17 protein-coding genes, 1 tRNA gene and 3 pseudogenes are annotated in these 22752 nt (G+C 54.5%); 3 read left to right on the top strand and 18 right to left on the bottom strand.

The genetic code is table 11. From position 1 onward, the window contains the following. Window positions 1–20 precede the first annotated feature (20 nt). On the bottom strand, window positions 21–941 hold the full coding sequence (locus GS12_RS11935) for a GlxA family transcriptional regulator (RefSeq protein WP_034947201.1): 921 nt from the start codon (window positions 939–941) through the stop codon (window positions 21–23). A gap of 1 nt (window position 942) precedes the next feature. Further along, on the bottom strand, window positions 943–1485 hold the full coding sequence (locus GS12_RS11930; protein WP_034947199.1) for a cysteine hydrolase family protein: 543 nt from the start codon (window positions 1483–1485) through the stop codon (window positions 943–945). A gap of 177 nt (window positions 1486–1662) precedes the next feature. Between GS12_RS11930 and GS12_RS11925 the strand changes: the two genes are divergently transcribed. Further along, window positions 1663–1757, top strand: a tRNA-Sec gene (locus GS12_RS11925). Window positions 1758–2015: 258 nt separating this feature from the next. On the opposite strand, the gene GS12_RS25305 is transcribed toward GS12_RS11925, so the two are convergent. From GS12_RS25305 to GS12_RS11890, 11 genes and pseudogenes are all read right to left on the bottom strand, one after another. Next, window positions 2016–2168 carry a hypothetical protein gene (locus GS12_RS25305; RefSeq protein WP_160279915.1) on the bottom strand — a complete coding sequence of 51 codons (153 nt, stop codon included), beginning with the start codon at window positions 2166–2168 and terminating at the stop codon, window positions 2016–2018. Between the two features lie 134 nt (window positions 2169–2302). Further along, the gene (locus GS12_RS11920) at window positions 2303–2869 is read right to left on the bottom strand and encodes a hypothetical protein (RefSeq protein WP_200884519.1); all 567 of its coding nucleotides are present in this window, start codon (window positions 2867–2869) and stop codon (window positions 2303–2305) included. Between the two features lie 410 nt (window positions 2870–3279). Further along, window positions 3280–3707: pseudogene (locus GS12_RS24315) on the bottom strand (RHS repeat domain-containing protein); the annotation flags it as partial. 361 nt (window positions 3708–4068) lie between these two features. Further along, window positions 4069–4342, bottom strand: a pseudogene (locus GS12_RS25300) (hypothetical protein); the annotation flags it as partial. Between the two features lie 157 nt (window positions 4343–4499). Next, window positions 4500–4967, bottom strand: a complete 468-nt coding sequence (locus GS12_RS23335) for a hypothetical protein (RefSeq protein WP_072016882.1) — start codon at window positions 4965–4967, stop codon at window positions 4500–4502. Window positions 4968–5364: 397 nt separating this feature from the next. Further along, window positions 5365–5796, bottom strand: a pseudogene (locus tag GS12_RS24810) (RHS repeat-associated core domain-containing protein); the annotation flags it as partial. A 120-nt stretch (window positions 5797–5916) separates the two neighbouring features. Further along, entirely contained in the window at window positions 5917–6381 is a 465-nt protein-coding gene (locus tag GS12_RS11905) for a hypothetical protein (RefSeq protein WP_152601400.1), read from the bottom strand. Further along, window positions 6375–10445, bottom strand: a complete 4071-nt coding sequence (locus GS12_RS11900) for an RHS repeat-associated core domain-containing protein (protein ID WP_084089683.1) — start codon at window positions 10443–10445, stop codon at window positions 6375–6377. The genes GS12_RS11905 and GS12_RS11900 overlap by 7 nt, the downstream gene beginning before the upstream one ends. Window positions 10446–10455: 10 nt before the next feature. Further along, window positions 10456–10584 (bottom strand): hypothetical protein, encoded by a 129-nt coding sequence (locus tag GS12_RS25140; RefSeq protein WP_152601399.1) that lies wholly within the window; start codon window positions 10582–10584, stop codon window positions 10456–10458. Further along, window positions 10581–12134, bottom strand: coding sequence for a hypothetical protein (locus GS12_RS11895; protein ID WP_034947193.1), 1554 nt, complete (start codon window positions 12132–12134; stop codon window positions 10581–10583). Before GS12_RS11895 ends, GS12_RS25140 begins: the two co-directional genes overlap by 4 nt. A gap of 12 nt (window positions 12135–12146) precedes the next feature. Then, window positions 12147–14363, bottom strand: coding sequence for a type VI secretion system Vgr family protein (locus GS12_RS11890; protein ID WP_034947190.1), 2217 nt, complete (start codon window positions 14361–14363; stop codon window positions 12147–12149). Window positions 14364–15625: 1262 nt separating this feature from the next. Here GS12_RS11890 and GS12_RS11885 point away from each other — a divergent pair. Beyond that, window positions 15626–16747 (top strand): lactonase family protein, encoded by a 1122-nt coding sequence (locus tag GS12_RS11885; RefSeq protein WP_052118440.1) that lies wholly within the window; start codon window positions 15626–15628, stop codon window positions 16745–16747. 20 nt (window positions 16748–16767) lie between these two features. Here the strand turns inward: GS12_RS11885 and GS12_RS11880 are convergent, their stop codons facing one another. From GS12_RS11880 to GS12_RS11860, 5 genes are all read right to left on the bottom strand, one after another. Next, window positions 16768–17310, bottom strand: coding sequence for an RNA polymerase sigma factor (locus tag GS12_RS11880; RefSeq protein ID WP_034947242.1), 543 nt, complete (start codon window positions 17308–17310; stop codon window positions 16768–16770). 5 nt (window positions 17311–17315) lie between these two features. Further along, window positions 17316–17756 carry a hypothetical protein gene (locus tag GS12_RS11875; protein WP_034947187.1) on the bottom strand — a complete coding sequence of 147 codons (441 nt, stop codon included), beginning with the start codon at window positions 17754–17756 and terminating at the stop codon, window positions 17316–17318. Between the two features lie 157 nt (window positions 17757–17913). Further along, window positions 17914–20085, bottom strand: a complete 2172-nt coding sequence (fhuE, locus tag GS12_RS11870) for a ferric-rhodotorulic acid/ferric-coprogen receptor FhuE (protein ID WP_034947184.1) — start codon at window positions 20083–20085, stop codon at window positions 17914–17916. 258 nt (window positions 20086–20343) lie between these two features. Beyond that, on the bottom strand, window positions 20344–21237 hold the full coding sequence (yddG, locus tag GS12_RS11865; protein ID WP_034917999.1) for an aromatic amino acid DMT transporter YddG: 894 nt from the start codon (window positions 21235–21237) through the stop codon (window positions 20344–20346). Window positions 21238–21462: 225 nt separating this feature from the next. Next, window positions 21463–22155: a DUF421 domain-containing protein gene (locus GS12_RS11860; protein ID WP_034917997.1), complete on the bottom strand. Its 693-nt coding sequence runs from the start codon at window positions 22153–22155 to the stop codon at window positions 21463–21465. 211 nt (window positions 22156–22366) lie between these two features. Between GS12_RS11860 and GS12_RS11855 the strand changes: the two genes are divergently transcribed. Next, window positions 22367–22752: ArsB/NhaD family transporter (locus GS12_RS11855; RefSeq protein WP_034947181.1), on the top strand; the 386-nt coding region annotated here is incomplete at its 3' end.

Genomic DNA, 22752 nt, shown 5'->3' with positions numbered 1-22752 from the left:
AACGGCGGCGCCTTGTCAGCTCAGGCGTGCCATCGCTCCAGCGCCCGCCTGAGCTGACGTGATGATGAAAATCCCGCCGACAGCGCGGCCCGCTCTGCGCCTTCTCCCTGTTCAAGACGCTGGCGGGCAATGGCCAGCCTGAGCTGCTCGTGGTACTCCCGCACGCTGATGCCCAGATGCTGGCGAAAAAGCCGCGTCAGGTGTCGCGCGCTGACGTGAACGCGGTGGGCGACCTCTTCCAACGGCCAGTCCCGCTCCGGCTGCGCCAGCAGCAGATCCTGCGTGCGATGGATAGCCGGATTGATATGATTGCGATAGCGCAGCCATGGCGAAAGCTGAGGATCGTCGCCGGAGCGGCGGAACCACACCACCATCTCGCGCGCGACGCTCAGCGAGGCCTGCGCGCCGCACAGACGATGAATAAGGTGCAGCGACAGATCGATGCCGACGGTAATCCCCGCGCTCGACCAGATACCGCGATCTTCAATAAATATCCGATTTTCCCTGACGATCGCTGCCGGTTCGGCCTTTTTCAGCCTGTCGATAATGTTATGGTGCGTGGTGCACTGCACGCCATGCAGCAGGCCGCTCTCTGCCGCCAACAGCGTGCCGGAGCAGATGCAGATCAGCGTGACATCTCCCGCGTGAATCGCGGGCTGCTGGCGCATCAGCCAGTTCCGTGCAATGGCGGCCTGCGGCGTGGCTAAGGCGATAGCGGAGTTTGCCGCGCCCGGCACCACCAGCAGGCTGCCGGCGGGCAGGCTCTCCGGTAAAGGTTCAACCCGGCCAATAACCATATTGGTGGAGGTAAGCACGTTTTCGTCCGGGCCAATATAGCGCAAACTGAACGCGTCGCCTGCCTGCATCAGCGTTTCTGCCGGGCCAGTGATATCCAGCGTCATAACGCCGGGCAGCGTTAAAAACCAGACCGGAAAGGTCATATCAGCTCAGTTCCTTAAGGCAATCCGCCACGCTGCGAATGCTGGCGAAACGGTTGATTAATACGCTTTCGGTACGGTGACGTAGATCCGCCACGCTCAGCGTAATACCGTTGTGCGTTATCGGAAACGTCAGCGTCGCTTCGGTAACAAACGTCACCGTAAACCCTGAATCGGACGCCACGCGAGCGGTGGTTTCGCAGCACTGTTCGGTACAGATGCCGCTGATGATCAGATGGTCGATTTGCTGCTCCCGTAGCCATGGTTCAAGACCCGATTCGGTTAACGCGTTGTGCACATGCTTTTGCACGCTCTTCACGGGCTGATGGTCGAGAAAAGGCAGGCGCTGCACCAGCCCGGAGGCCAGCGAAAATGGGCCGCTGTCGTTTACGTGAAAAACATCGACCACCGGCACGTTGCGCGTCTGGCAGCCCGCAATCAGCGCCGCGAGGCTGCGTTCAAAGGCGGGCGCTTCGGGCGTTTCCCGATAGCCACGATGATAGAAGGACTGCTGCGCGTCAATCACTAAAAGTACGGTACGGGACATTTCTGGACTCCTGCCTGATTTAAGATAACTCAAGCATCGCAGGGAAGGGTGCAGGTAAGAAGGCCAAAAACGGACACGATAGTACACGGGCAGGACAATCCGCCGTGCAGCGTGCGATCGGACAGAAAAGCTGATTTCAGCGCGACGACGATGCTATAATCAGCGCCGCTTCCCAAAGGAAGATCGTCGTCTCCGGTGAGGCGGCTGGACTTCAAATCCAGTTGGGGCCGCCAGCGGTCCCGGGCAGGTTCGACTCCTGTGATCTTCCGCCACTCTTTGTCTTTGCATATTCCAGCAAAATCCTTTTTTCCGCCGCCGTTCTGTACGTCACGGCGCTGGCGCAGCTCCCCGGCGCGGTCAAACACGTAGCGCACGCCGTGATGAATGCCTTCACGGAAGCAGCCGTCCGCGCTGTCGTTCATCCCGCGGGTTTCCGTTTGCAGATGGCTGCCCGTCGCGTCCTGCACGAAACGGCGCACCACGCCATCGGGCGCGGTATGGGCGGTCAGACGACCGACCGGATCGTAAGCCTAGCGATCGTCGCCCCACAGGCTGTCCTCGCGCAACGTCAGGTTGCCGGCGCGGTCATAAACGAAGCCGCTGCTGAACAGCGGTAAATCATTCTCCAGCACCTGCTGGCCGGTCAGTCGCCCCAGCCGATCGTAGCTGAAGCTGCGCGTCATCGCGTCGGAAAGCTGCTTGCCGGTACGTCATCCGGCGTCACTTTAGAGAGATATTATTAATACATCGTCATTGGCATACATAATGAAATATGTTTAAAAATTAATATCGTTAAATTTTATTAATGTTATTATATTTACGAATATTGCCAAAAACCTGCCACAATTTTTTCATCCATGTTTTTTCTATACAAATACAATGCACCGTATCCGAATATATAGTTTCCATCGATTAAACCATTTGGATAAAAATCTTCATCAATTTGAATCCAGAAATTAAAACCATCTTTCTCGAGATTCTCGTAATAATAGCTTTCATCTTGTACTAAGGAAGGCGCGCTAGCTTTAGTAATAAAATCAAACTCATCATCTCCTGCCTCATTATAACCTACAATATTACTTTTATTAATATGCTCGATAGTATAGTCCGCATTGTTACTTTCTCTCGACGGTTCATGTAAAAAAACTTTCACCGAGCAATTTGGATAAATATTGTTATTAATCATATCTTCATAGTCTTCAGGAACAAAAACAGTTACAAAGATTAATGGGTTATCAGGAGACTGGAATGTCAAATAGAACTTCATAAGTTTTATCTGCTCTAATTTATCCTGAAATATATCAGGAATGTTACCTCCAATCCTTCCAATGATATTCCCATCATCCAAGTTATCAATAGTAGCTAACAGTTTCATTTTTTGCATTTTATTAACCCATTTTCATTGGCGAAGTTTATAGCTTCATCTCTAAGAGCCATTGCTACCTTAGTGGCAAAAAATTTAGCATTTTTAGATTCCCATCCCCTACTACTTACGAGATCTTCGTAAATGCCTCTACGAGTTATCGCAGTATTCATGTTGATATTCTGTAGCGCAGTCTGGCTCTTCAAAAAGTTTGGATTATGTAGGCCATACTTCGCTTGCAGTTTTGATATCGTTTTATGCATCATATTTTCTTGCAAAGCTATTGCCGGGTTAGATGTCGCAATTCCGGACATCCTACCAGAAATTGCACCATTATTTCTTAACCAGGCATTTTGTAGTAACTCATGTGCTGTCAGTCCGTCTTTTACATGTAAAGCGCTTCCGTAGCCCGCAATTCCAAACTCATTAATTAAACCTAATGGATCACACCACATCTGAGCATTAGGCGCATACTGGTAAACATTCAACCCACCCGCCAGCCCAATCGGATCCTGACTGATATAGCCCGCTATGGCCGGATCATAGTACCGGTACCGGTTATAGTGCAGGCCGGTTTCGGCGTCAAAATATTGCCCCTGGAAGCGCAGCGGATTGTCGATGCGGCTGGCGTGAGCCGCGCCTTTTTCGCCCTGACGCCGGTTTTCTCTGACCAGACGATTTCACCCGCCGGCGAGGTCAGCCGCACCGGTGCGCCGTTCGGGTCGCAGTGATAGTGCCAGCTCTGCTTTTCGTCCGCGTCCTGAGTCAGCAGCGCCAGCGGCCGGAAGCCGCCGGGGTAACAGATATATTCGCGCATGCCGCCGAACAGCGCCGCCCGGGCCTTCTGCCGCGCCAGCCTGGGCTGCCAGTAAAACGGCCCGTTGTAGCTGTAGCGGGCGGCGAAACTGGTTGGTCGATACATGTCAGCAGATTGCCGCGCGCTATGATTTGGAAAAAATCCAACGGTATCTACCACAGCTATTTAAATTCATATTCAATATATATAAAATTTATGTCACCAGAATCATAATCAATTTTTATCTGAAAATTGAAGTCTAATGGAATAATTCTTATCTCATCACTGATGTATTTTTTAAAAATAAAAAATATAATTGTATTTTATATTATCAATCACTTTATACGCGCCGCAAAATTTCCATTCTTCATCAATTAGTAAATAGAAGGGAAGATTGCCAGTTTTCTCTTTAGGAATATCTACCAACTTCACCGCTGACCCGGGTCAGCTCCAGCGGCAACTCCGACGCGTCTGTGTGATAACAGCATATATCCGCCGTTTCAGCTGGCTCACCCGCCGTCGCGCTGATTTGCGCCAGCGGCACAAAGCTCTCATCTTCATACATCCACCCACGTGTAACTGCGCGACCCGCGCACCTCGCTCAGCAGCCGGTTGCCGTCCCAGACAAAATGCGTCACCCCGAAGCGGTCACGCTTCCAGCTGCGGCGGCCGAAGGCGTCGTAGCCGTAGGTTGTGCGCTATATTAACTAATAATACCAGAGTAAATGATCTTTTGATGTGCTCTCAGCTTAATAAGCTGCATTATGTCTTTATAAGTAACAGGATCATAATCATCATCTCTGGTGTTTTTTCTGAAATAGCTTGCTACTGTTAATAGAGTAAAACCCAACCTCATTAGTGACCTGAACGCCACATAGAAAAATCTGAAACATATATTTGATTAAATATTATATCATTAGGTATATTCTCGATACTATCTGCTATTTCATCATAAGGTGATGGCAATATAAGCGAGAAACCAAAATCATCATCAATGATTACGGATCCATTAAATATGCGTAGTCTTTCAGTTAAAGCAATAATCTCTTTCATAGATTGCCCTGTATGTAATATATTTTTATACCTTCCTTTATATTCTTGATTGCAACCTATTGAAAACACAAAACCATCATGATTGGTCGCTATCGTTAAAGTTTTATTTAGTATGTATGCATTATTTTTACTCCCATCAGGGATAGAGTAGCTCCTAACCTCAACATCAAAGCAAGAATATATCTCATTCGTATATGAAGATATGTTTTCATTCAGCCTGACATTTCCTAGGGAAAAACCAGATATTATTTCAGCATTAAAGTCTATCATATTAAAACCCACCATTTCTTAATGCACCATCAATGTAAACTGGAGAATCTTTTATTAGATCGTAATTTTTAAATTCACCATGACCTATCCTTCCAAAGACAATATCTTCACCATTCTTAACCCTATATACCTTCCAGTAATCATTGCCATGGATATTAGGCTGACCTGCATTTCCTCCCGGGTGATAATCTAGCTTATATGTTGCCCCAGATTTAGTAGTGCGTACATATTGAGTATGTTGAATCGCATCGGGTCTTCCTGCCTGAGGGTAATGTTTAGTCCAACCGTGGCTAGTCAAGAACGCATCAACATCCTTAGGTTTTTTACCTGATAATTTATCAACCCACCGTTGTGTGATTTTATCTTTTCTAGAAAAACTTTTAGAGGTATTACAACCAGAAAGCCCCAACGGATCAACCCAGTTAACCGGATCCGGCGCATACTGGTAAACATTCAACCCACCCGCCAGCCCAATCGGATCCTGACTGATATAGCCCGCTATGGCCGGATCATAGTACCGGTACCGGTTATAGTGCAGGCCGGTTTCGGCGTCAAAATATTGCCCCTGGAAGCGCAGCGGGTTGTCGATGCGGCTGGCGTGAATCGCGCCTTTCTCGCCCCAGACGCCGGTTTTCTCTGACCAGACGATTTCACCCGTCGGCGAGGTCAGCCGCACCGGTGCGCCGTTCGGGTCGCAGTGATAGTGCCAGCTCTGCTTTTCGCCCGCGTCCTGCGTCAGCAGCGCCAGCGGCCGGAAGCCGCCGGGGTAACAGATATATTCGCGCATGCCGCTGAACAGCGCCGCCCGGGCTTTCTGCCGCGCCAGCCTGCGCTGCCAGTAAAACGGCCCGTTGTAGCCGTAGCGGGCGGCGATACTGGTTGAGTCGATACATGTCAGCAGATTGCAGCGCGCTATGATTTGGCAAAAATCCATCGGTATCTACCACAGCTATTTAAATTCATATTCAATATATATAAAATTTATGTCAGCAGAATCATAATCAATTTTGATCTGAAAAGTGAAGTCTAATGAAATAATTCTTATTTCATCACTGGCATATTTGTCAAAATCAAAACTATAATTGTATTTTACATTGCTGATTACTTTATACGCGCCGCAGAATTTCCATTCTTCATCAATTAGTAAATAGAAGGGGAGATTGCCAGTTTTCTCTTTAAGAATATCCACCAACTCAGAGATGGTATCTATTACAATAATTTTTTTTTCACCTTGGTCAAGAGCACGTAAGTGATCGATAATTTTGTCCGTCTCCTCCAGACCCAAAAAATAATTATCATCTATATATTCACCAAGAAAATAATTTATTTTATTTTTGTAATTATCATGATGAACCTTTCCTTGAGCTTTTCTGAATAGAAGTGATTTTTTATATGTGGAAATTGTCATTAACATTTACCTCCGGTTTTCCGATAGTACGCTTTACCTTTACCGTTGCGTAATTGAGGACGTCCATATTTGTTTATACGAATGTTCCCTGCGTCATCAATTTTTACACGGCCAGCTTCCCAGTGTGGCTTATCTGGATGACTAACATCCATCGTTTGTTCTTGCACAGAAGAAAAACCAGTGCCACCTCCCGGTGCTGACATTTCATATAAATATTCCCGTCCCGAACTATTTACTGACTGGCTCACTGGTTGCTGACTGGTTGGTATTCCAGCTTGTCTCATAGCCTCCCTGCGAGCAGCCCGCGAGGAGTGGAATGGATTATTCTCACTGCCTATTACTTCCTCACTCAACCCCAGCGGATCAACCCAACCCAACGGATTCGGCCCATAAGCATAAACATTCAACCCACCCGCCAGCCCAATCGGATCCTGACTGATATAGCCCGCTATGGCCGGATCATAGTACCGGTACCGGTTATAGTGCAGGCCGGTTTCGGCGTCAAAATACTGCCCCTGGAAGCGCAGCGGATTGTCGATGCGGCTGGCGTGAGCCGCGCCTTTTTCGCCCCAGACGCCGGTTTTCTCTGACCAGACGATTTCACCCGCCGGCGAGGTCAGCCGCACCGGTGCGCCGCTCGGGTCGCAGTGATAGTGCCAGCTCTGCTTTTCGCCCGCGTCCTGCGTCAGCAGCGCCAGCGGCCGGAAGCCGCCGGGGTAACAGATATATTCGCGCATGCCGCCGAACAGCGCCGCCTGGGCTTTCTGCCGCGCCAGCCTGCCGCCGGTGTCGAACAGGCTCAGCGCTGCCAGCGGCGCGCCGGTGGCGGTGACCGTTTCGCCCGCCAGCGCGTCGTCCTGCCAGTAAAACCAGCGCGTTTCCGTGGCGGTCTGTTTGAATACGCGTCGCCCCAGTCCGTCGTAGCCATAGCGCACCAGGCAGTCGCCTTTGCGCACGGCCACCAGCTGGCGGTTGTCGTCCCAGACAAAATCCTCTTTTTCGCCGCCGTTCTGTACGTCACGGCGCTGGCGCAGCTCCCCGGCGCGGTCAAACACGTAGCGCACGCCGTGATGAATACCCTCTCGGAACCAGCCGTCCGCGCTGTCGTTCATCCCGCGGGTTTCCGTTTGCAGATGGCTGCCCGTCGCGTCCTGCACGAAACGGCGCACCACGCCATCGGGCGCGGTATGGGCGGTCAGACGACCGATCGGATCGTAAGCATAGCGATCGTCGCCCCACAGGCTGTCCTCGCGCAACGTCAGGTTGCCGGCGCGGTCATAAACGAAGCCGCTGCTGAACAGCGGTAAATCATTCTCCAGCACCTGCTGGCCGGTCAGTCGTCCCAGCCGATCGTAGCTGAAGCTGCGCGTCACCGCGTCGGAAAGCTGCTCGCCGGTACGGCGTCCGGCGTCGTCGTAAGTAAAACGTATCGGCACATCGTCGTTAAGCTGCACGCTGTCCCGTCGGTCATGCTCATCGTAACCGTAGCGCACCCGGTGACCACTGTCGCTGTCACGGCCGACTGTCAGCCCGCGCGCATCGTAGCCATAGCGAAGCTGGAAGCCGTCCTGCTCCTCCGTGAGTACGCGACCCGCCTCGTCGTAGCGCCAGGTCAGCCGACGCCACGGGTTCTCGCACAGCACCATCCGTCCGCAGGGATCGTAGTGATACGTGGCCTGCAACGTATCGCCACTGCGCCGCTCGCGCAGTCGTCCGGCTTTGTCATAGCCGTAGCGCACTTCGCGTCCCAGCGGGTCTTCGCGGCGGATCAGGCGGCTGCCCCTGTCCCACCCGTAATGTGTTGCCTGACCATAATAGTCGCGCTCTGTCGTCACCCGGCCCAGCGCATCGCGGGTCAGTTGCCAGCGCTGGCCGTTCTGGTTGATCACCGCCAGCAGGCGATCTTCCGGGTCGTACTCATAACCCAGCGTCGCGCCGTCGGGCGTCTCACAGGCGGTAAGCATGCCGGTGCCGGAATAGCGGAAGCGGGTGACGCGGCCCTGCTCGTCGGTAACGTTCAGCGGCTGGTCTTCCCGATCCCAGGCGATGCGCATTTCGCTGCCCGCGGGGTCGACGGTCGCTACCAGGCGATCTTTGACGTCCCGGTAGTAGCGGGTGACGCCGCCGCCGGGGTCCAGCCGCGCCAGTAGCGTGCCGCGTGCCGAATGTTGGAAGCGTGTTGTGCCCGCGCCAGCATGGATGGCGGCCGCGAGAAAGCCAAAGCGATCGTACGCATACTGCGCCTGCGGTGAACCGGGCACCTCTGCGTCGCTGAGCTGGCCGAAGCGGTCGTAGCCGTAGCGGGCGGCCACGCCGGTCGGGTCGATACCTGCCAGCAGATTGCCGCGCGCATCATATTCCGAGCGCCAGTTCGCGCCTTTCTGATCGGTCACTGACACCAGTTCGCCCGCGTCGTCCCAGGTGCCGCGAATGACGCTGCCGTCGGGCTGATATTCGGCGATCATGCGCCCCTGTTCATCGTAGTCCCAGCGGTGCGTACTGCCGTCCGGCGCGGTCACTTCAACCGTGCGGCCAAAGTCATCGTAACGGAATACCGTGTTGCCGCCCATCGGATCGATTTCCGATACCGGCAGGCCATTTTCATCAAAGGTAATGCGCGAGATATGACCCAGCGAGTCGGTGATTTCCACTTCACCGAGCAGGTCGTGCAAGGCAAAGTGGTAGTCCCACACGCCGCCGTCGCCCCAGGCATGCACCACCTGCCAGGCCTCGTTGTACTGATAGTGAAAGCCCTGCCCGTTGCGATCGATATGGCTGACCATATGGCGCTGCTGATAATAAAAACGTCGCGGATGCGACAGCGCATCTGTTTCCGCACTGAGCTGTCCGTCAGCATCATATTCATAGCGGGTCAGCGGCGTGATCTCGCCGTCTGTCGTATTATGCAGACGCAGGGCATGCAGGCGGTTCCCCTGCTGCGTAACGAGGATCTCGCGTCCGGTCACGCCTTCATGCGTAAACTCGCGCAGGCACGCCAGTTCGCTGCCGTTCCAGTCGAATCGCCAGCCGTTGCCGTTACGATCGACAAGCGCCTGCACCTTCAGCCCACCCTGTTTGCCGCTGAAACAGATCTGCGAGCCACTCTCCTGTTCCACGCGCCAGGCCGTATTGCCATCACGGGTCTCACGCCACAGTCGGCTACCGTCCGGCAGCCCTGAAATGGCGTGCTCCCGCCCGTCCAACTGCGGCAGCGTGGCGAACAGCGTCATGCCTTCCGGCTGGGTGAGGAGGGCGATCTGCTCATCGGCCATCACCTCAAGGCGGATGTCAGCGGGCGTCGACCAGCCGTAACCGCACAGCCCTTCAACATCAAGGTCGGCGGAGGAGTAGGTGCGGTTCCATGCCAGCGGCAGGCGGCCGGGCAGCAGGAAATCCTGATGTTCAAGGCTGACGCTGCCGTCGCGAATATCCACCGGCTCGGCGCGCAGCACCCGACACTTCAGGAATCCGGGGTCCATATTGCGGAACAGTTTTTTGCGAATCTGCCGAAATCGGCGCATGAACAGGCGCCACTGCGGCGTTTTTTTTAGCTTTTTCAGCCCCTTGCCAAGACCGCTTAACCCGGCGCGCATTAGCAGCGCCATCAGGTTAATGGTTGGCGGGCCGCCCACGATCACATTGTTCGGGATAGCCAGGTTAAAGGTCAGCGGCAGGGTCAGCGAGAGCGGCTTCGGTTTGGCAACGCGTTTCAATCGAAACGGCGGGATCATGCCGAGAATATTGCAGCTCAGCACCGGCATCCCGATGCGCGAAAAGGGTTCGCCGTCGACGGAGACGGTTTTGCTGCCCATAAACAGTTCGTCTTCGATTTGCGGGCCGCCCGGCGCTCGCAGCGGCGGGATCCACATCCCGCCTACCGGAATATGCACCGCCATTCCGCCCGTGCCGGCGCTGGCGCGCCTGATGCCATTGACGTGCACCGTGGTGCCAATCAGCGGCAAATAATCGAACACGTCGAAGACAATGCCGATATGGGGCGTGGGCAACGGCCATGGATACGTGTGAATATCCAGCCCGAGCTGTGGATCGAAGTGAGCGCCGGAGTGCATCGCTGCCGCCTCAGAACATCGCACGCAGCAGCGCGCGCAGGAATGTCCGCACTTCGGTGGCAAGTTCGCCATCGGAGAAACTCAGGAACAGCAGCGCGAGCAGCGTGACAACGATAATAATAATAATGCGACTCTTCATAGCGTATTGCTTCCTGCATTATCGAATAACGATGCGTCAGTCGTTCCCCACGCGGGCAGGCTTTGCCATTCACCCGGGGGCGCATCAAAGGGATGGGCGATATCCGGCAGGCCGTTCCAGTGCGGGTGCAAGGTTTTGCGTGCCAGTTGAATAGTGCGATGGAAACTCTCATCGCCGTGTTGAATAAGCTTCTCGCGTTCTTCACGGATGGCAATAAAGGCCGCTTCGAGAGACAGTTGCAGGTGATGTTCTGTCTGCTGCACCTGAGCGCTGTCAGGCCGTACCGGCAAACGGGCTTCTGCCTCTGCGATCAGCCGCTGCCTGTCCTTTTGCCAGCGCGCGGCGCAGGCTTCAAGCGCCTCGGTGCGGCGTTTGTCATAAGCGCGTAACAGATCCTGAAACACCAGCGGCAGCGTCGTCTGTCCGCGCTCCGACGGCGGCACGCTTTCTGCCGCCTGAATAGCGCGCGCATACTCTTCCATTGCCTTCGGTCTGTGTCCTGCCAGCCAGAGCGAAAAGCCGGACATCCGCCAGCCTTCGATTTCAAACACCGCATGCGGGATAGTTTGCGCTTCACGCGCCGCCTGGCGATAGGCTTTCGCAGCCTGTATATAATCTTTCTTCGCGAACCACGCTCCCGCCTCGCCAAATGTACTTTGTGTGCGCAGCTGGCCTTTAACGGCCGGCTCGGTGATGTCGCCAGAGATATTTTGTGCCTGCCGGTAGTGCTCTACCGCTTGCGCGTGGTCATTACCTTTCAGCCAGCCACCGGCGATCAGATTGTGCATCATCGCCTGCTGATCGGGCCAGCCGCGCTGTCGGGCGATGGCCAGCGCCAGGCCGCCGCGTGCGGCAACCTGTCCGGCGCTGCCTTTCTCCAACAGTAGCATGGCGTCTGCCAGGTAACGGCGGAACAGCAAACGGTCAGGGTTGGGATCGGTCTGCTGCTGCGCGGTTTGATGCATCACCTTCATCCCGTCAATGTCATCCACAATCAGCCGCACCTGGCGGGTGTGTGCCTCATACAGAGGCTGCCACACCGGTTGTTCGAGCGTGTCGATCAGCAGCAATCGCGGTGCAGGTTCGCCCTGCGTCAGCCAGCCATTCAGCCAGCGCATCAGCGCATGTTCATCGCTTACGGCAGAAGGCTTGAGAACCAGCACCAGATAGCGCAGATCGTCGGTAAATTGTTCCGCGAAGCACTGTAATAATCTGCTCAGCTGTCCGGGAGAATAACAGGGCAGGTAGCTTTCGGCAGGCCAGCCAGCGACATCTGGCGTGGCTTCATAGTGCTCGACAAATTCACGTCCAAGCGCTTCGCTGTAGCCGTAGCCTGTTTCGAACGGTGTCGTCAGCCCCAGAAAGAGATCCGGCAGCGTGCGACCTTCCGGATGCTGTTGCAGCGCGAGAAAACCATCCAGCAGAGATTCGCCTCCTGCCGGAACGCGCCAGATAAACAGCCGACTATCTGCCGCCTCTTCGCTGGCATCCAGCCAGCTCAGCTCCAGCTCGCTCATCACTTTTTCGGTAGGGTTTTTCGCGGCGTTCATTCACTCTCCCTGTCAGGCGTTAAGCTCGATTTTCTTACCGTTTACCATTACGCCTGCTGCGTTAATGGTGATGGTCGATCCGCCTGCGGTGATTTCAACGCTGCCGTTGCCGATCATAATACCGCTTTCCCCGACGTTAATATGGAAGGTGTCGGTTGCGCTGTCCGCCACGCTGCCCTGCGTGAAACGGGTATCGCCGCCGGTGATGCTCAGCGTACGCCCGGCGCCAATGTTGACTTCCTGTTTTTGCGCCACCGTATGCGCTTCGCTACTGCTGACGGTGACATCGCGGTTACCGGTCACGCCCAGTTTCTGGTTGCCGGTAACCAGCACGGTGCGGTTTTGCTGCACGCTGACCTTTTCATTGCCCTGCACGGTGCGGGTACGATCCTGCACCACCGCCAATGTCTGGTTACCCTCGACGCGGCCGTTATTGTTGCTTTTTACCGTTGTCGTATGGTTGCCGGTAATGGTTTCATCACGGTTCTGCTCCACGGTAAGGGTTTCATTGCCCTTTACGCTTTCAGTACGATTTTGCTGTACCGTGGTGGTTTCGTTGCCGTTAATGGTTTTACTACGATCCTGACCCACGGTGACGGTTTCGTTGCCATCGACCGTGCGTGTACGGTTTTGCTTGATATGGCTGGTTTCATCCTTACCAACGATTTTGGTGCGATTGCTGCCGACGTCATGGGTTTCGTCATTTTCAACCTCGGTGTCCATGTTGCGTTCGGCGTGAAGCCAGAGCTGTTCTTCACCGGCCTTGTCCTCGAAACGTAGCGCGTTGGCATTATTCGGCGAGCCATCTTTCGAGCGGCTCATAAAGCCCATTTGCGTCGCCGCTGCCGGAAGCGCCCAGGGCGGCATACTGGCTTCGTTATAGACACGCCCGATAATGATCGGCCTGTCCGGCTCGCCGTTAATAAAGTCCACCACCACTTCGTCTCCGACGCGCGGGATCTGCACGCCGCCGTAGCCCTGGCCTGCCCATGCGCTGGAAACTCGTACCCAGCATGAGCTGTTTTCATCTCCACGGCTTTCACGGTCCCAGTGAAATTTCACCTTCACGCGGCCATATTTGTCCGTCCAAATCGATTCCCCTGCCGGCCCCACCACGCGGGCTGTTTGCGGTCCATAAGTACGCGGCCAGTCAGTGACCGTTTTCGGCCGAAACGGCGTTGCGGCAGGGATCACGGTAAAGTGGATGCGGTGCTGCGCGGTGCCGGCATCGCCGGAGGCATACTGATTTTCTTCGAAAGCATAACGCGCGCCTGTGACGAGCCAGGCTGCGTTGTCGGCGGGGTTGGGCGAATTTGTCAGGGTAAAACGATGCCCCGGTGCAACGCCGGTCGCCGTGGCCGTTCCCTGCGTTTGCTGTTGTTCTGCCTGCCAGGCCTGCTGGCGAATGCGTGCGTAGGATTCCCCTTCGCCATGTTCTACAAAGCGCCCCGGCCAGTCGTAAACGTCAATTTTCCCCGGCGTGGGCGAGACCGGATTCTGTAACGCCTGTAGCATCCAGGCATTGGGTTTACGGAAATCGTAATCGTCGGTGCTGTAGAGGCCGGGCGTCACTACGTGGCGCGGCATCATCTGACTGATGCCTTCTTCGTTCACCGCACCGCCGCTGGCCTGCGTATGCCAGGGGATCGTCTCATAGCCGACAAACGCCTCCGCATGAGAATAATCATCCATTAACACCAGGGTGTGCCCGTCTTTATCATGACGGAACATATAGCTGATGCCTTCCAGCTCCAGCAGCCGGCTAATAAAGTGAAAGCTGCTTTCCGCGTACTGTACGCAGTAGTCCCACAGCCGATAGCTACGGGTGAGCCTGTCTTCGATCTTGACGTTATATTCAGAGAAAAGCGTTCTGACGATATCCGGAACGCGCTGCTGCTGGAAAATACGGAAGTTGCGGTCGCGCATCATGGGCCAGAAGTCGGGCTCAAGAATGACCTGATAAACAGCGTAGCGGGCGCCGTCCAGTTCTTCTGAACGCAGGGAAACGGCGGTGACTTTGCCGGAGAAACAGCGTTCATGACCCCACAACCCAGGGGCAATCACCACCATGTTCTGCCCCAGCATGGCCTGCCGGTCGAGAGTAAAGTCTTCACTCAGCAAATCGACTTTAAAGCGGAAAGGCCGGGAAAGGTCTTCTTTCCCGCTGAATTTCCAGAATAAAAGCGAGGCGCTTTCAACAGACGACAGAATGGTTATGCGGTTAACCATAAAATTCCTTCCTGATTCATCACCTATATCTGGAGCAATTTCTTCCGTAACGGACTGCTTCTTTTGCGAAAGAGGCTAAGCGTATATAAGGCATCCAGATCTGTTACCTCCGGCATGCATAAATTATCCTAAATGTTTGGGTAAAGTAATCAAGCAAAACCGCCTGTTTCAGATACATCTGTTCACATTATGAGAAATGCCTTAATCAGTTTCCTGAGGCATCGTAGTGAATATATATGTCATTAAGAATGACGAAATAACAACATATATGATTGTTTTTATGGTGTTAATTGTTTTAGTGCGCGCTTGCCCGCTCTCCATGTTGATCATCAGGCGGAAGCCCCCATAAGACCGATCTCTTGCGCATGTCGCCTGTTAAGATTTATTTCACACTGATCGCTATACGGCTGACAGCCCGATGCCTCATCGCTCGTCTCTGTGGCAACGGCAAGGCACCCTGTCTGTCGGGACTGCTTTCCGTATTTTGTGCCTCAGGGAATCGCGTAAAGTAGATTTTGCCGGCGATCTGGCTGGCATCTTCTTTACCGTTAAAGGGGCCAGTATTGTTGGCTGTTGTTCGCCTGCGGGTTTCAAAAATTTATGCAGCAGGCCGGCATATTATGAGGTCGCCAGTGGGATGACCGCGCATTTCGCGGCACTCCATAAAAAGTATCGAACGGTGTCGCCCGCTCTGATGGCGACATATTCAGAAGTCGTTGATACCAGCGCATGGGCTCGCCAGTGGCCTGGCCGCAGGTATCGACCGAAGCGGACAGATGGCCCAAATGCAGCTTCAGGGGAGGGTGATTGCGTCCCTTCATGAGTAAAAATCCTTTTAAATACAGTCCAGTATTACTGTGTGTTCACAATAACCCGCCATTCAGCAAGGTCAAACGGTTTATAAACTTTTTGCGAGAGGTGCGGCAAAAAAACACGCCTCGCGTGCTGCTTTCATCTGAATATTGCTTTATGACGCTCTTTTTTTACCGTTTATAAGATGCCGGTTAACGTATTTATTAACGCGACAACGTAAAAGCCAAAAAAACTGCCACATGGCTCAAAGTTTTACACCATAAACTGGCATTCCACTGAACTCTCACCATTAATTTAAGGCTGTGCGCATTATTTCTGACGGGGCATTCGCAGGAGTCGGTTACTTTTTCAAAAAGTTATTCAAATATCAGGGCGTTCCTGCCGTTGAGTTGATTAAAAATGTTTTAAAAATCTCATTAATCAGGAAACATTAATTCCAGGGGTAATAAATGAAAAATAATTTTACTCTTTGCGGTTCAATTGTCTGTTGGGGATTATTATTCAGCACACCTTCACTGGCCCGGACGTTTGTTTACGTCTCGGAAGCAGACGACGGGACTATCGCCCGCTATACGCTGGACGAGGAAAACGGCGCTCTGCAACTTTCGGGGCGAACAAATGCCAACGGCAAAGTCATGCCAATGGTCGTCTCGCCGGATAAACGGCACCTCTATGCTGCGATACGCAGCCAGCCGTTGCGCATTGCTGGCTGGCGTATTGATTCAAAATCGGGCGCGCTGACGCCAGCGACAGAAACCCCTGCGGCCGCGAGCTATCCCTATATCAGCATCGATAAAAAAGGGCGCTTTTTACTGGCCGCCTCCTATGATGGCGGCGTCGCGCATGTTTACCGCATCAATAAAAGCGGCAGCGTGGCATCGCCATGTATCGCGGAATATCAAACCGGCCATGCCGCACACTCAATTATTACCGACGCGACCAACCGCTCCGTTTATATTGGCTCGCTGGGTACCGATCGCGTATTGCAGCTTAATTTGCAGTCGGACGGAAAATTAACGCCAATCGCCGCTGGCTTTGTAAAAACAGCAGAAAAAAATGGCCCGCGCCACTCGGTGTTATCGCCTGATAACCGCTTTCTTTATAACATTGGTGAAATGGGTGGCGTTATAACTCAGTTCCAGCGTCTGAGTGATGGCGCTTTAAAGAAAGTTGCGGACTATCCCAGCGCGGTGGCGGAAAAATATCAGTTGCAGCATGGCGTTGAGCGTCCTGCTGGTTTCAGCGATACCACGCCGCGTATCTGGGCCGCCGATATTAACATCACGCCGGATAATCGCTTTCTGTACGTATCAGAACGCACCAGCAGTACGGTAAGCGGATACCGAATTGCACAGGACGACGGCAGGCTGACGCTGACTGGCACCTGGCCGGTTGAGAAGCAGCCTCGCGGCATGGCCGTAACGGCGGATGGACGCTGGCTGGTGGTCAGTGGCGAGAAAAGCCGCGTGGTGAGTAGCTATGCCATTAATACGCAGAGCGGTGAACTCGTTCACGCCGGAGAAGCCCCGTCGGGACGCGACGCCAACTGGGTGACCATCGTCAGCTATTAATGCTGGCTGGCGGAACGTATTCAGTCCGCAACGATCTCTTCATAGAGCGCGCGCAGGCGGAGCCGCAAATAGCGCACGGCCTTGTGCTTACGCGACAACAGCGCCTGCACGCTGACGCCCGTTTCCTGCGCCAGCGCGTTAACGCTGTAGTCGTAAAGCTCGGTTTTAACGAACGCCTCGTATTGCGCGGGCGGTAACGCTGCCAGCGCGTCGCTCAGCTCCTCCCAGAACAACTCGCTCAGATACGCCTCTTCCGGGGTTTCCGCCTCGCCGAAAAGGATCTCCGACAGCTCCTCTTCCGGCAGGCTATCGTCGCTGGCGAAGAAGTCGGAAAACGGCAGCTCGCGTTTTTTACGTCCGCGATCGATCATTTCGTTGCGCGCGGCGCGAAACAGCCAGGCGGCGACGTTCTCCACCGGCTGCTCCACCTTCATCAACTGAACGGTGATGTCCTGTAAGATGTCATCGGCATCGGCCCGCGTGGCCGTCCGGCCGCGAATAAAAGCCTGAAGCCGTGAACGGCAGGCGCTGAGCGCCGACATCACCAGAGAGTCTTCCACCATTAACGTCACTCAGCGTCCGGCGCTTTAGGGGCGTGCTCTTCCGCCGGACGTTCGGGCCGGGCCTGTTCTTCATGGGCGTGCGGCCAGTCGCGGCGACGGTGATGACCGCGATGCCTGAAACCATCATGACGATGCCGGGAAAACTGTTCACGCTGTTCCGGCGTCATCTGCATCCAGCGTTCATGCATCCGGCGACGCGCGCCAAACATACCGGGACGCAAACCCAGCCCGCCAAACAGGATACGGCACAGGATCAGCATGCCCAGCGCCTGCCAGAAGCCGATGCTCTTTACGCCCAGCAGCGCGGGCAGCAGCGCATTCCACAGCGACATCACCAGCAGGCCCAGCGCCACAAACAGCACCACGCCAATCAGCAGCGGTTTTGCCACTGAACGTCCGCCAAAATGGCGACCGCGCCCGTGCTCATGCAGTTCAAAATCTCTCATCTTTAACGCTCCTCGTTGTGTGTTTTAGTCTGTGTAATGAGGTAGACGAATCAGCAACGGAAATATTGCCAAAAAAATGTGTGGCGAAGGGGAAAAGCCGCTGAAAAGTCAGCGGCGAGGTGAATGAGTGAACGTCAGATAGCCGGAGAGGCAGCCCTCAGAAATTATAGGAGAGGCTCACGGAGTAGTTACGCGGCTCGCCATAAACTTCATAGTCGCTGAGGGTGGAATAGTAAGTCCGGTCGAACAGGTTGTTAAGGTTCGCCTGCACCGCCAGTTGTTTGGTGACCTGGTAGCGGCCAAACAGATTAACCAGTGGATAGCTGCTCTGGTAGATGCGCGTGGCGCCTTCCGGCCCGGTCACGTCCTGATAAGTCCGATTCTGCCAGTTGAGGCCGCCACCCAGCGTCAGTTCCGGCAGCGTTGGCAGCCGGTAACGGGTAAACAGCTTAAACTGCGTTTGCGGAAGCTGGCTGTTAAAGCGATCGTTGTTGGCGTCTTTTGCCACGTAACGCGTTGCGCCGAAGGTCATCTGGAGATTGTCCGTGAGTGCGCCGTTCAGCTCAAACTCCGCGCCTTTACTGACCACGCCCTTCGCGGCTTTATAGGCCTGTTCGCTGGTGCCGCCGACGAAGCTGCTGCCATCTTCCTGTCCGACATTCTCCTGTTCAATACGGAACACGGCGACGTTTGCCGTCAGACGGCCGTTCAGCCAGTCCGATTTCAGGCCGGTCTCATAATTCTTGCCGGTAACGGGTTTCAGATAGCTGCCGCTGCGATCGCGCTTATCCTGCGGCTTGAAGATTGAGGTATAGCTGGCGTAGGCGGACCAGGTGTCGTCAATGTCATAAACCAGTCCGCCATACGGCGTCAGGTTGTTTTTACTCATTTTGCCGCTGCTGCCGACGGTGCTCCACTGGGTGTAGCGCGTGCCAACAATCAACGAGAGCGGATCGGCCAGCGAGAAGCGCGCGGCGCTGTAGGCCGATTTTTGCCTGATCATGTCGTCAGACGATTTCTCGAAATCGCTCCAGGCCGGTTCGATAATATCGCCGTCCCAGTGATTGATATCACCCATATCGGTAACGTCAATCGAGTTCGAGGCGCTGTAATACAGATTGCGCTGACGGCTGTAGCTGACGCCCGCCAGCAGCTCATGCTGACGACCGAATAATTCCACCGGGCCGCTGGCGAAGGTATCCACTGAGTCGAGACGGCGCGAGCCTTTAAACCAGCCGCCGTAGCCTTGCAGACCCTCGCCGGTGGCCGCGTCAGGGAAATTAAAGGAGTACATCAGCTTGGTATCGAAATCGGTTTCCGCATGGGTGCCGTTCAGGCGCGCCGTCCAGCCGTTATCAAAGTTGTGCGTGGCGTTGGCAAAAACCTTGCGCGAGTTAATGTTGTAGTGCGTCCAGTCCGCCGAGGGGTTAGTGCTGCGATCGAAGCTGGTGCGCGAACCGTTGCTGTACCAGGTCGGTAAGCCGCCCCAGGTCGGATTGCCCGTGGCGCTGCGCTGGTAGTCGTAGCCCAGCGATACCGTGGTGTTTTCCGTGACGTCCGCATCCAGCACGCCGTAAAGGAATTTTTTGCTCTTATGGTAGCGATCCAGCCAGCTATCCTGATCCTGATAGCCTGCCACCACGCGGCCGCGCACGGTGCCCGCATCATTCAACGGCGCGGAGAGATCCGCCACATAGCGCTGCTTGTCCCAGCTGCCGTAAGAGGCGCTGAGGTTACCGGTGAATGCGCGGCTGTCGGCGTGCTTGCGCACCATATTCACGGACGCCGACGGGTTGCCCGCGCCGGTCATCAGGCCCGTCGCGCCGCGCACCACTTCGATGCGGTCATAGATGGCGGTATCGCCACCGGCATCGCCGAAGTTCCAGGCTTCCGAAACGGTAGTGGGAATGTCGTCAAAGGTGTAGTTATCGATATAGAAACCGCGTGAGTAGGAGCCGTTTCGCTCGCTGTCCACGACGTTGGCGGACACGCCGGTCGTATTCGCCAGCACGTCGCCCACGGTCTGAAGGTTTTGATCCTGCATGCGCTGTTTGGTGATGATACTCACCGACTGCGGCACATCACGCGGCGTCAGCAGCATTTTTGTTCCGGCGCGGGTGGTCTTCGCGCTGTAGTCCTGATTTTCATTCACGGCTTCTCCGCTGTCGGTGGTGGCGTTAACCACCAGATCCTGCGAAGAGGTGGCGGCATCTGCCGCCTGCGCCTGAAGGTTAATTAATGCCGGGACGGCCAGTGCCAACAGGGAAACGGCAAATACGGGACGAGAACCTGCCGCGCGCGAACGGGTTCCTCTGATGTGAAAAGGCATGCTACTTCCTTTCTGTGATGTTGTTTTTATTAGTAACCCACTGTTTTTAGTAAGGTCTTTGCCACTGCGCTTTTGTCGCGCGGCAATATGCTAGCACAGAAAGACTAAATGATAATGAGGATAATTATCATTATTATGTAATTAATATGAGGGTGAGATGCCGACAGCTGGCCGCGGATGGAGAACTGCCTGGCACGCCATGGCTGTTTTTGTACTCCGTAAAAAACAGCACGCGGCGAGGTTTCATGACTTTACATTTTACGTGCCGGTTTCAGCCGCTCGGGTAGCCCACCAGCAGAGTAATGAGCCAAAGCTCACCATGGCGGCGCCTTGCCAAAAAGTTACCGTCAGCGCTGAACCGAGAATAAACGTGGCGAGCAGGGCGGATATCACCGGGACAAAATAGGATGCCGTGGCTAATACGGTAACGTTGCCGTGCAAAATACCGATGTTCCAGGCGGCATAGCCAAATCCCATTGCGCAGGCGGCCAGGACTACATTGATGGTGGTCGCTATCGTCAGGGTAAATTCCGGCTGTGGACTTAAGAGGTATTTCACCCACAGCGATATCGCCGTCAGTATAAAAAACAGCGTAATACCGTTATTACCCTGAGCAATTTTCTTCGTTACCACGCAGTAAATTGCCCAGATCATTGCCCCGGTAAACGCCAGCCCATAGCTTAAGACGTTGCTGTTAATGTTCCCGACAATGTGTGCGGCGGCAAAGCCCCGCTCGCCGCCCAGCACGCAACCAATGCCGGCAATGGCGATCAGCAGGCCGGGGACGATCATCAGGCTGGTTTTCTGGCGGTTAACCAGCACCGAAAGTACGATGGTCAGGCCGGGCCAGAGGTAATTCACCATGCCAACTTCAATGGCCTGCGTGCCGGTGTTGGCAAAGCCCAGCGACAGGGATAAACAGAGCTCATAACTAACAAACAGCAGGCTGCCGAGGATCAGATACGCACGAGGAAAGCGTCTGAGATCAGGAAAACCTACGGTAAACAGCAGCAGTACTGCGCTGAGCGTGTAGATCATGGCCGCGCCGCCCACGGCGCCAAAGCCTTCGCTGACGCTGCGGATCAGGCCGACGACAGCGCTCCACAACAGAACGGCGATCAGGCCGATTAACGTTGCTCTTTTCTGGTTCATCCCTGCTAAACCTCTCGTCGACGTGCTCCCGACGTTGTTAACTGATGGTTGAAAGACAATTAAAACGGCCCGTTTTTGATTCATTAGTGACACAACGCCGTGGGTAATAAACGTTTTCGTGCAGAAAGTTTACGGGCCGTGCGGCAGGATATGACAAGCGGCTCAACCCGCCGATGCCGGGCAGAATATATCGGCAGGTTGATCGGCATGACGAAAAACTGTTGCTCACTGCGGTCGTTTGGTGCTTAGCGTTACCGACCACAGCTCGCTTTTACAACGCGGGCAGGCCAGCGTCTGCTGCGCGTTGAGCTGCTGCGTCAGGCCGCAGTGATTGCAGGCGTATAAACCCGTCTTCGGCACGCGCGTATACTCCTGACGATGCTCCGGCGGCAGCACCGACATACCGGGACGGACGTCATCGGCATCGTAAAAGTAAGTACTGATCCCGCCATCCACCTCAAGCAGCGCCAGCCGCACCTGGCCCAGATGTTCTACGCCTTGCTGACGCAGCTCCATAAAAAATTCGTCTTCGGATATATTCAGATTGTCCAGGCTCTTCAGCTCATACAATCCCTCTTTAATCAGCGTCACCACATCGCCTTCAATCCATTTCGAGAAACGCGGGCTGAACGATGTAAAAAAAGTCGTCAGGCGGTAGAGCACCAGCAGGACGATAAAAACCATGGCGACCGGCAATATCGGCACGTCGTGATAAAAGGTGACGTCGCCGGAGGCTGAACCCAGCGTCAGCACAATCACCAGTTCAAACAGCGAGAGCTGCCGGATGCCGCGCCTGCCGGAGACTTTCAAAAAGATAAAAACAATGATGTAGGCAAACAGCACGCGTACGGCGACTTCGGCGAGAAAAGTCATTGATTGATCGTTGAGAAAAAAACGGTGCCAGTCAAAATCAGGCATAAAAATCATTCCTTGCGGTAAAGGCATCGCTTCTCAGCGCGGATGCCGGTTTGCTTATTGTTAGTATCAGGACAAGCACAGGGAAAAGGCGCACAACTTTACAACCTGCATAATGTTATCGGCAAGCGCTGGCAGAGTTTACTGTCCGGGTTGGCGCTTCTCTGCTTAAATTAAGCATCCGCGCTGCCGCGATCATCCCCGGAGAATATTCATGCTGTTGGCAGGAGCCATTTTTGTTCTGACTATTGTACTGGTTATCTGGCAGCCGAAAGGGCTGGGGATCGGCTGGAGCGCCATGCTCGGCGCGGGTGTGGCGCTGGCGACGGGCGTGGTGCATCTCAATGATATTCCAGCCGTCTGGCATATCGTCTGGAACGCAACCGTCACCTTTGTCGCAATCATCATCATCAGCTTATTGCTTGATGAGTCAGGTTTTTTCGAGTGGGCGGCGCTGCATGTATCGCGGTGGGGAAACGGGCGTGGACGCCTGCTTTTCAGCTGGATGATCCTGCTTGGCGCGGCGGTATCGGCGCTGTTTGCCAATGACGGCGCCGCGCTGATCCTGACCCCAATCGTTATCGCCATGCTGACGGCATT

It is taken from the genome of Erwinia oleae (assembly GCF_000770305.1).
Classification (GTDB): domain Bacteria; phylum Pseudomonadota; class Gammaproteobacteria; order Enterobacterales; family Enterobacteriaceae; genus Erwinia; species Erwinia oleae.
The sequence above is the reverse complement of the archived record's forward strand: the minus strand, read 5'-3'. Positions and strand labels throughout refer to the sequence as shown.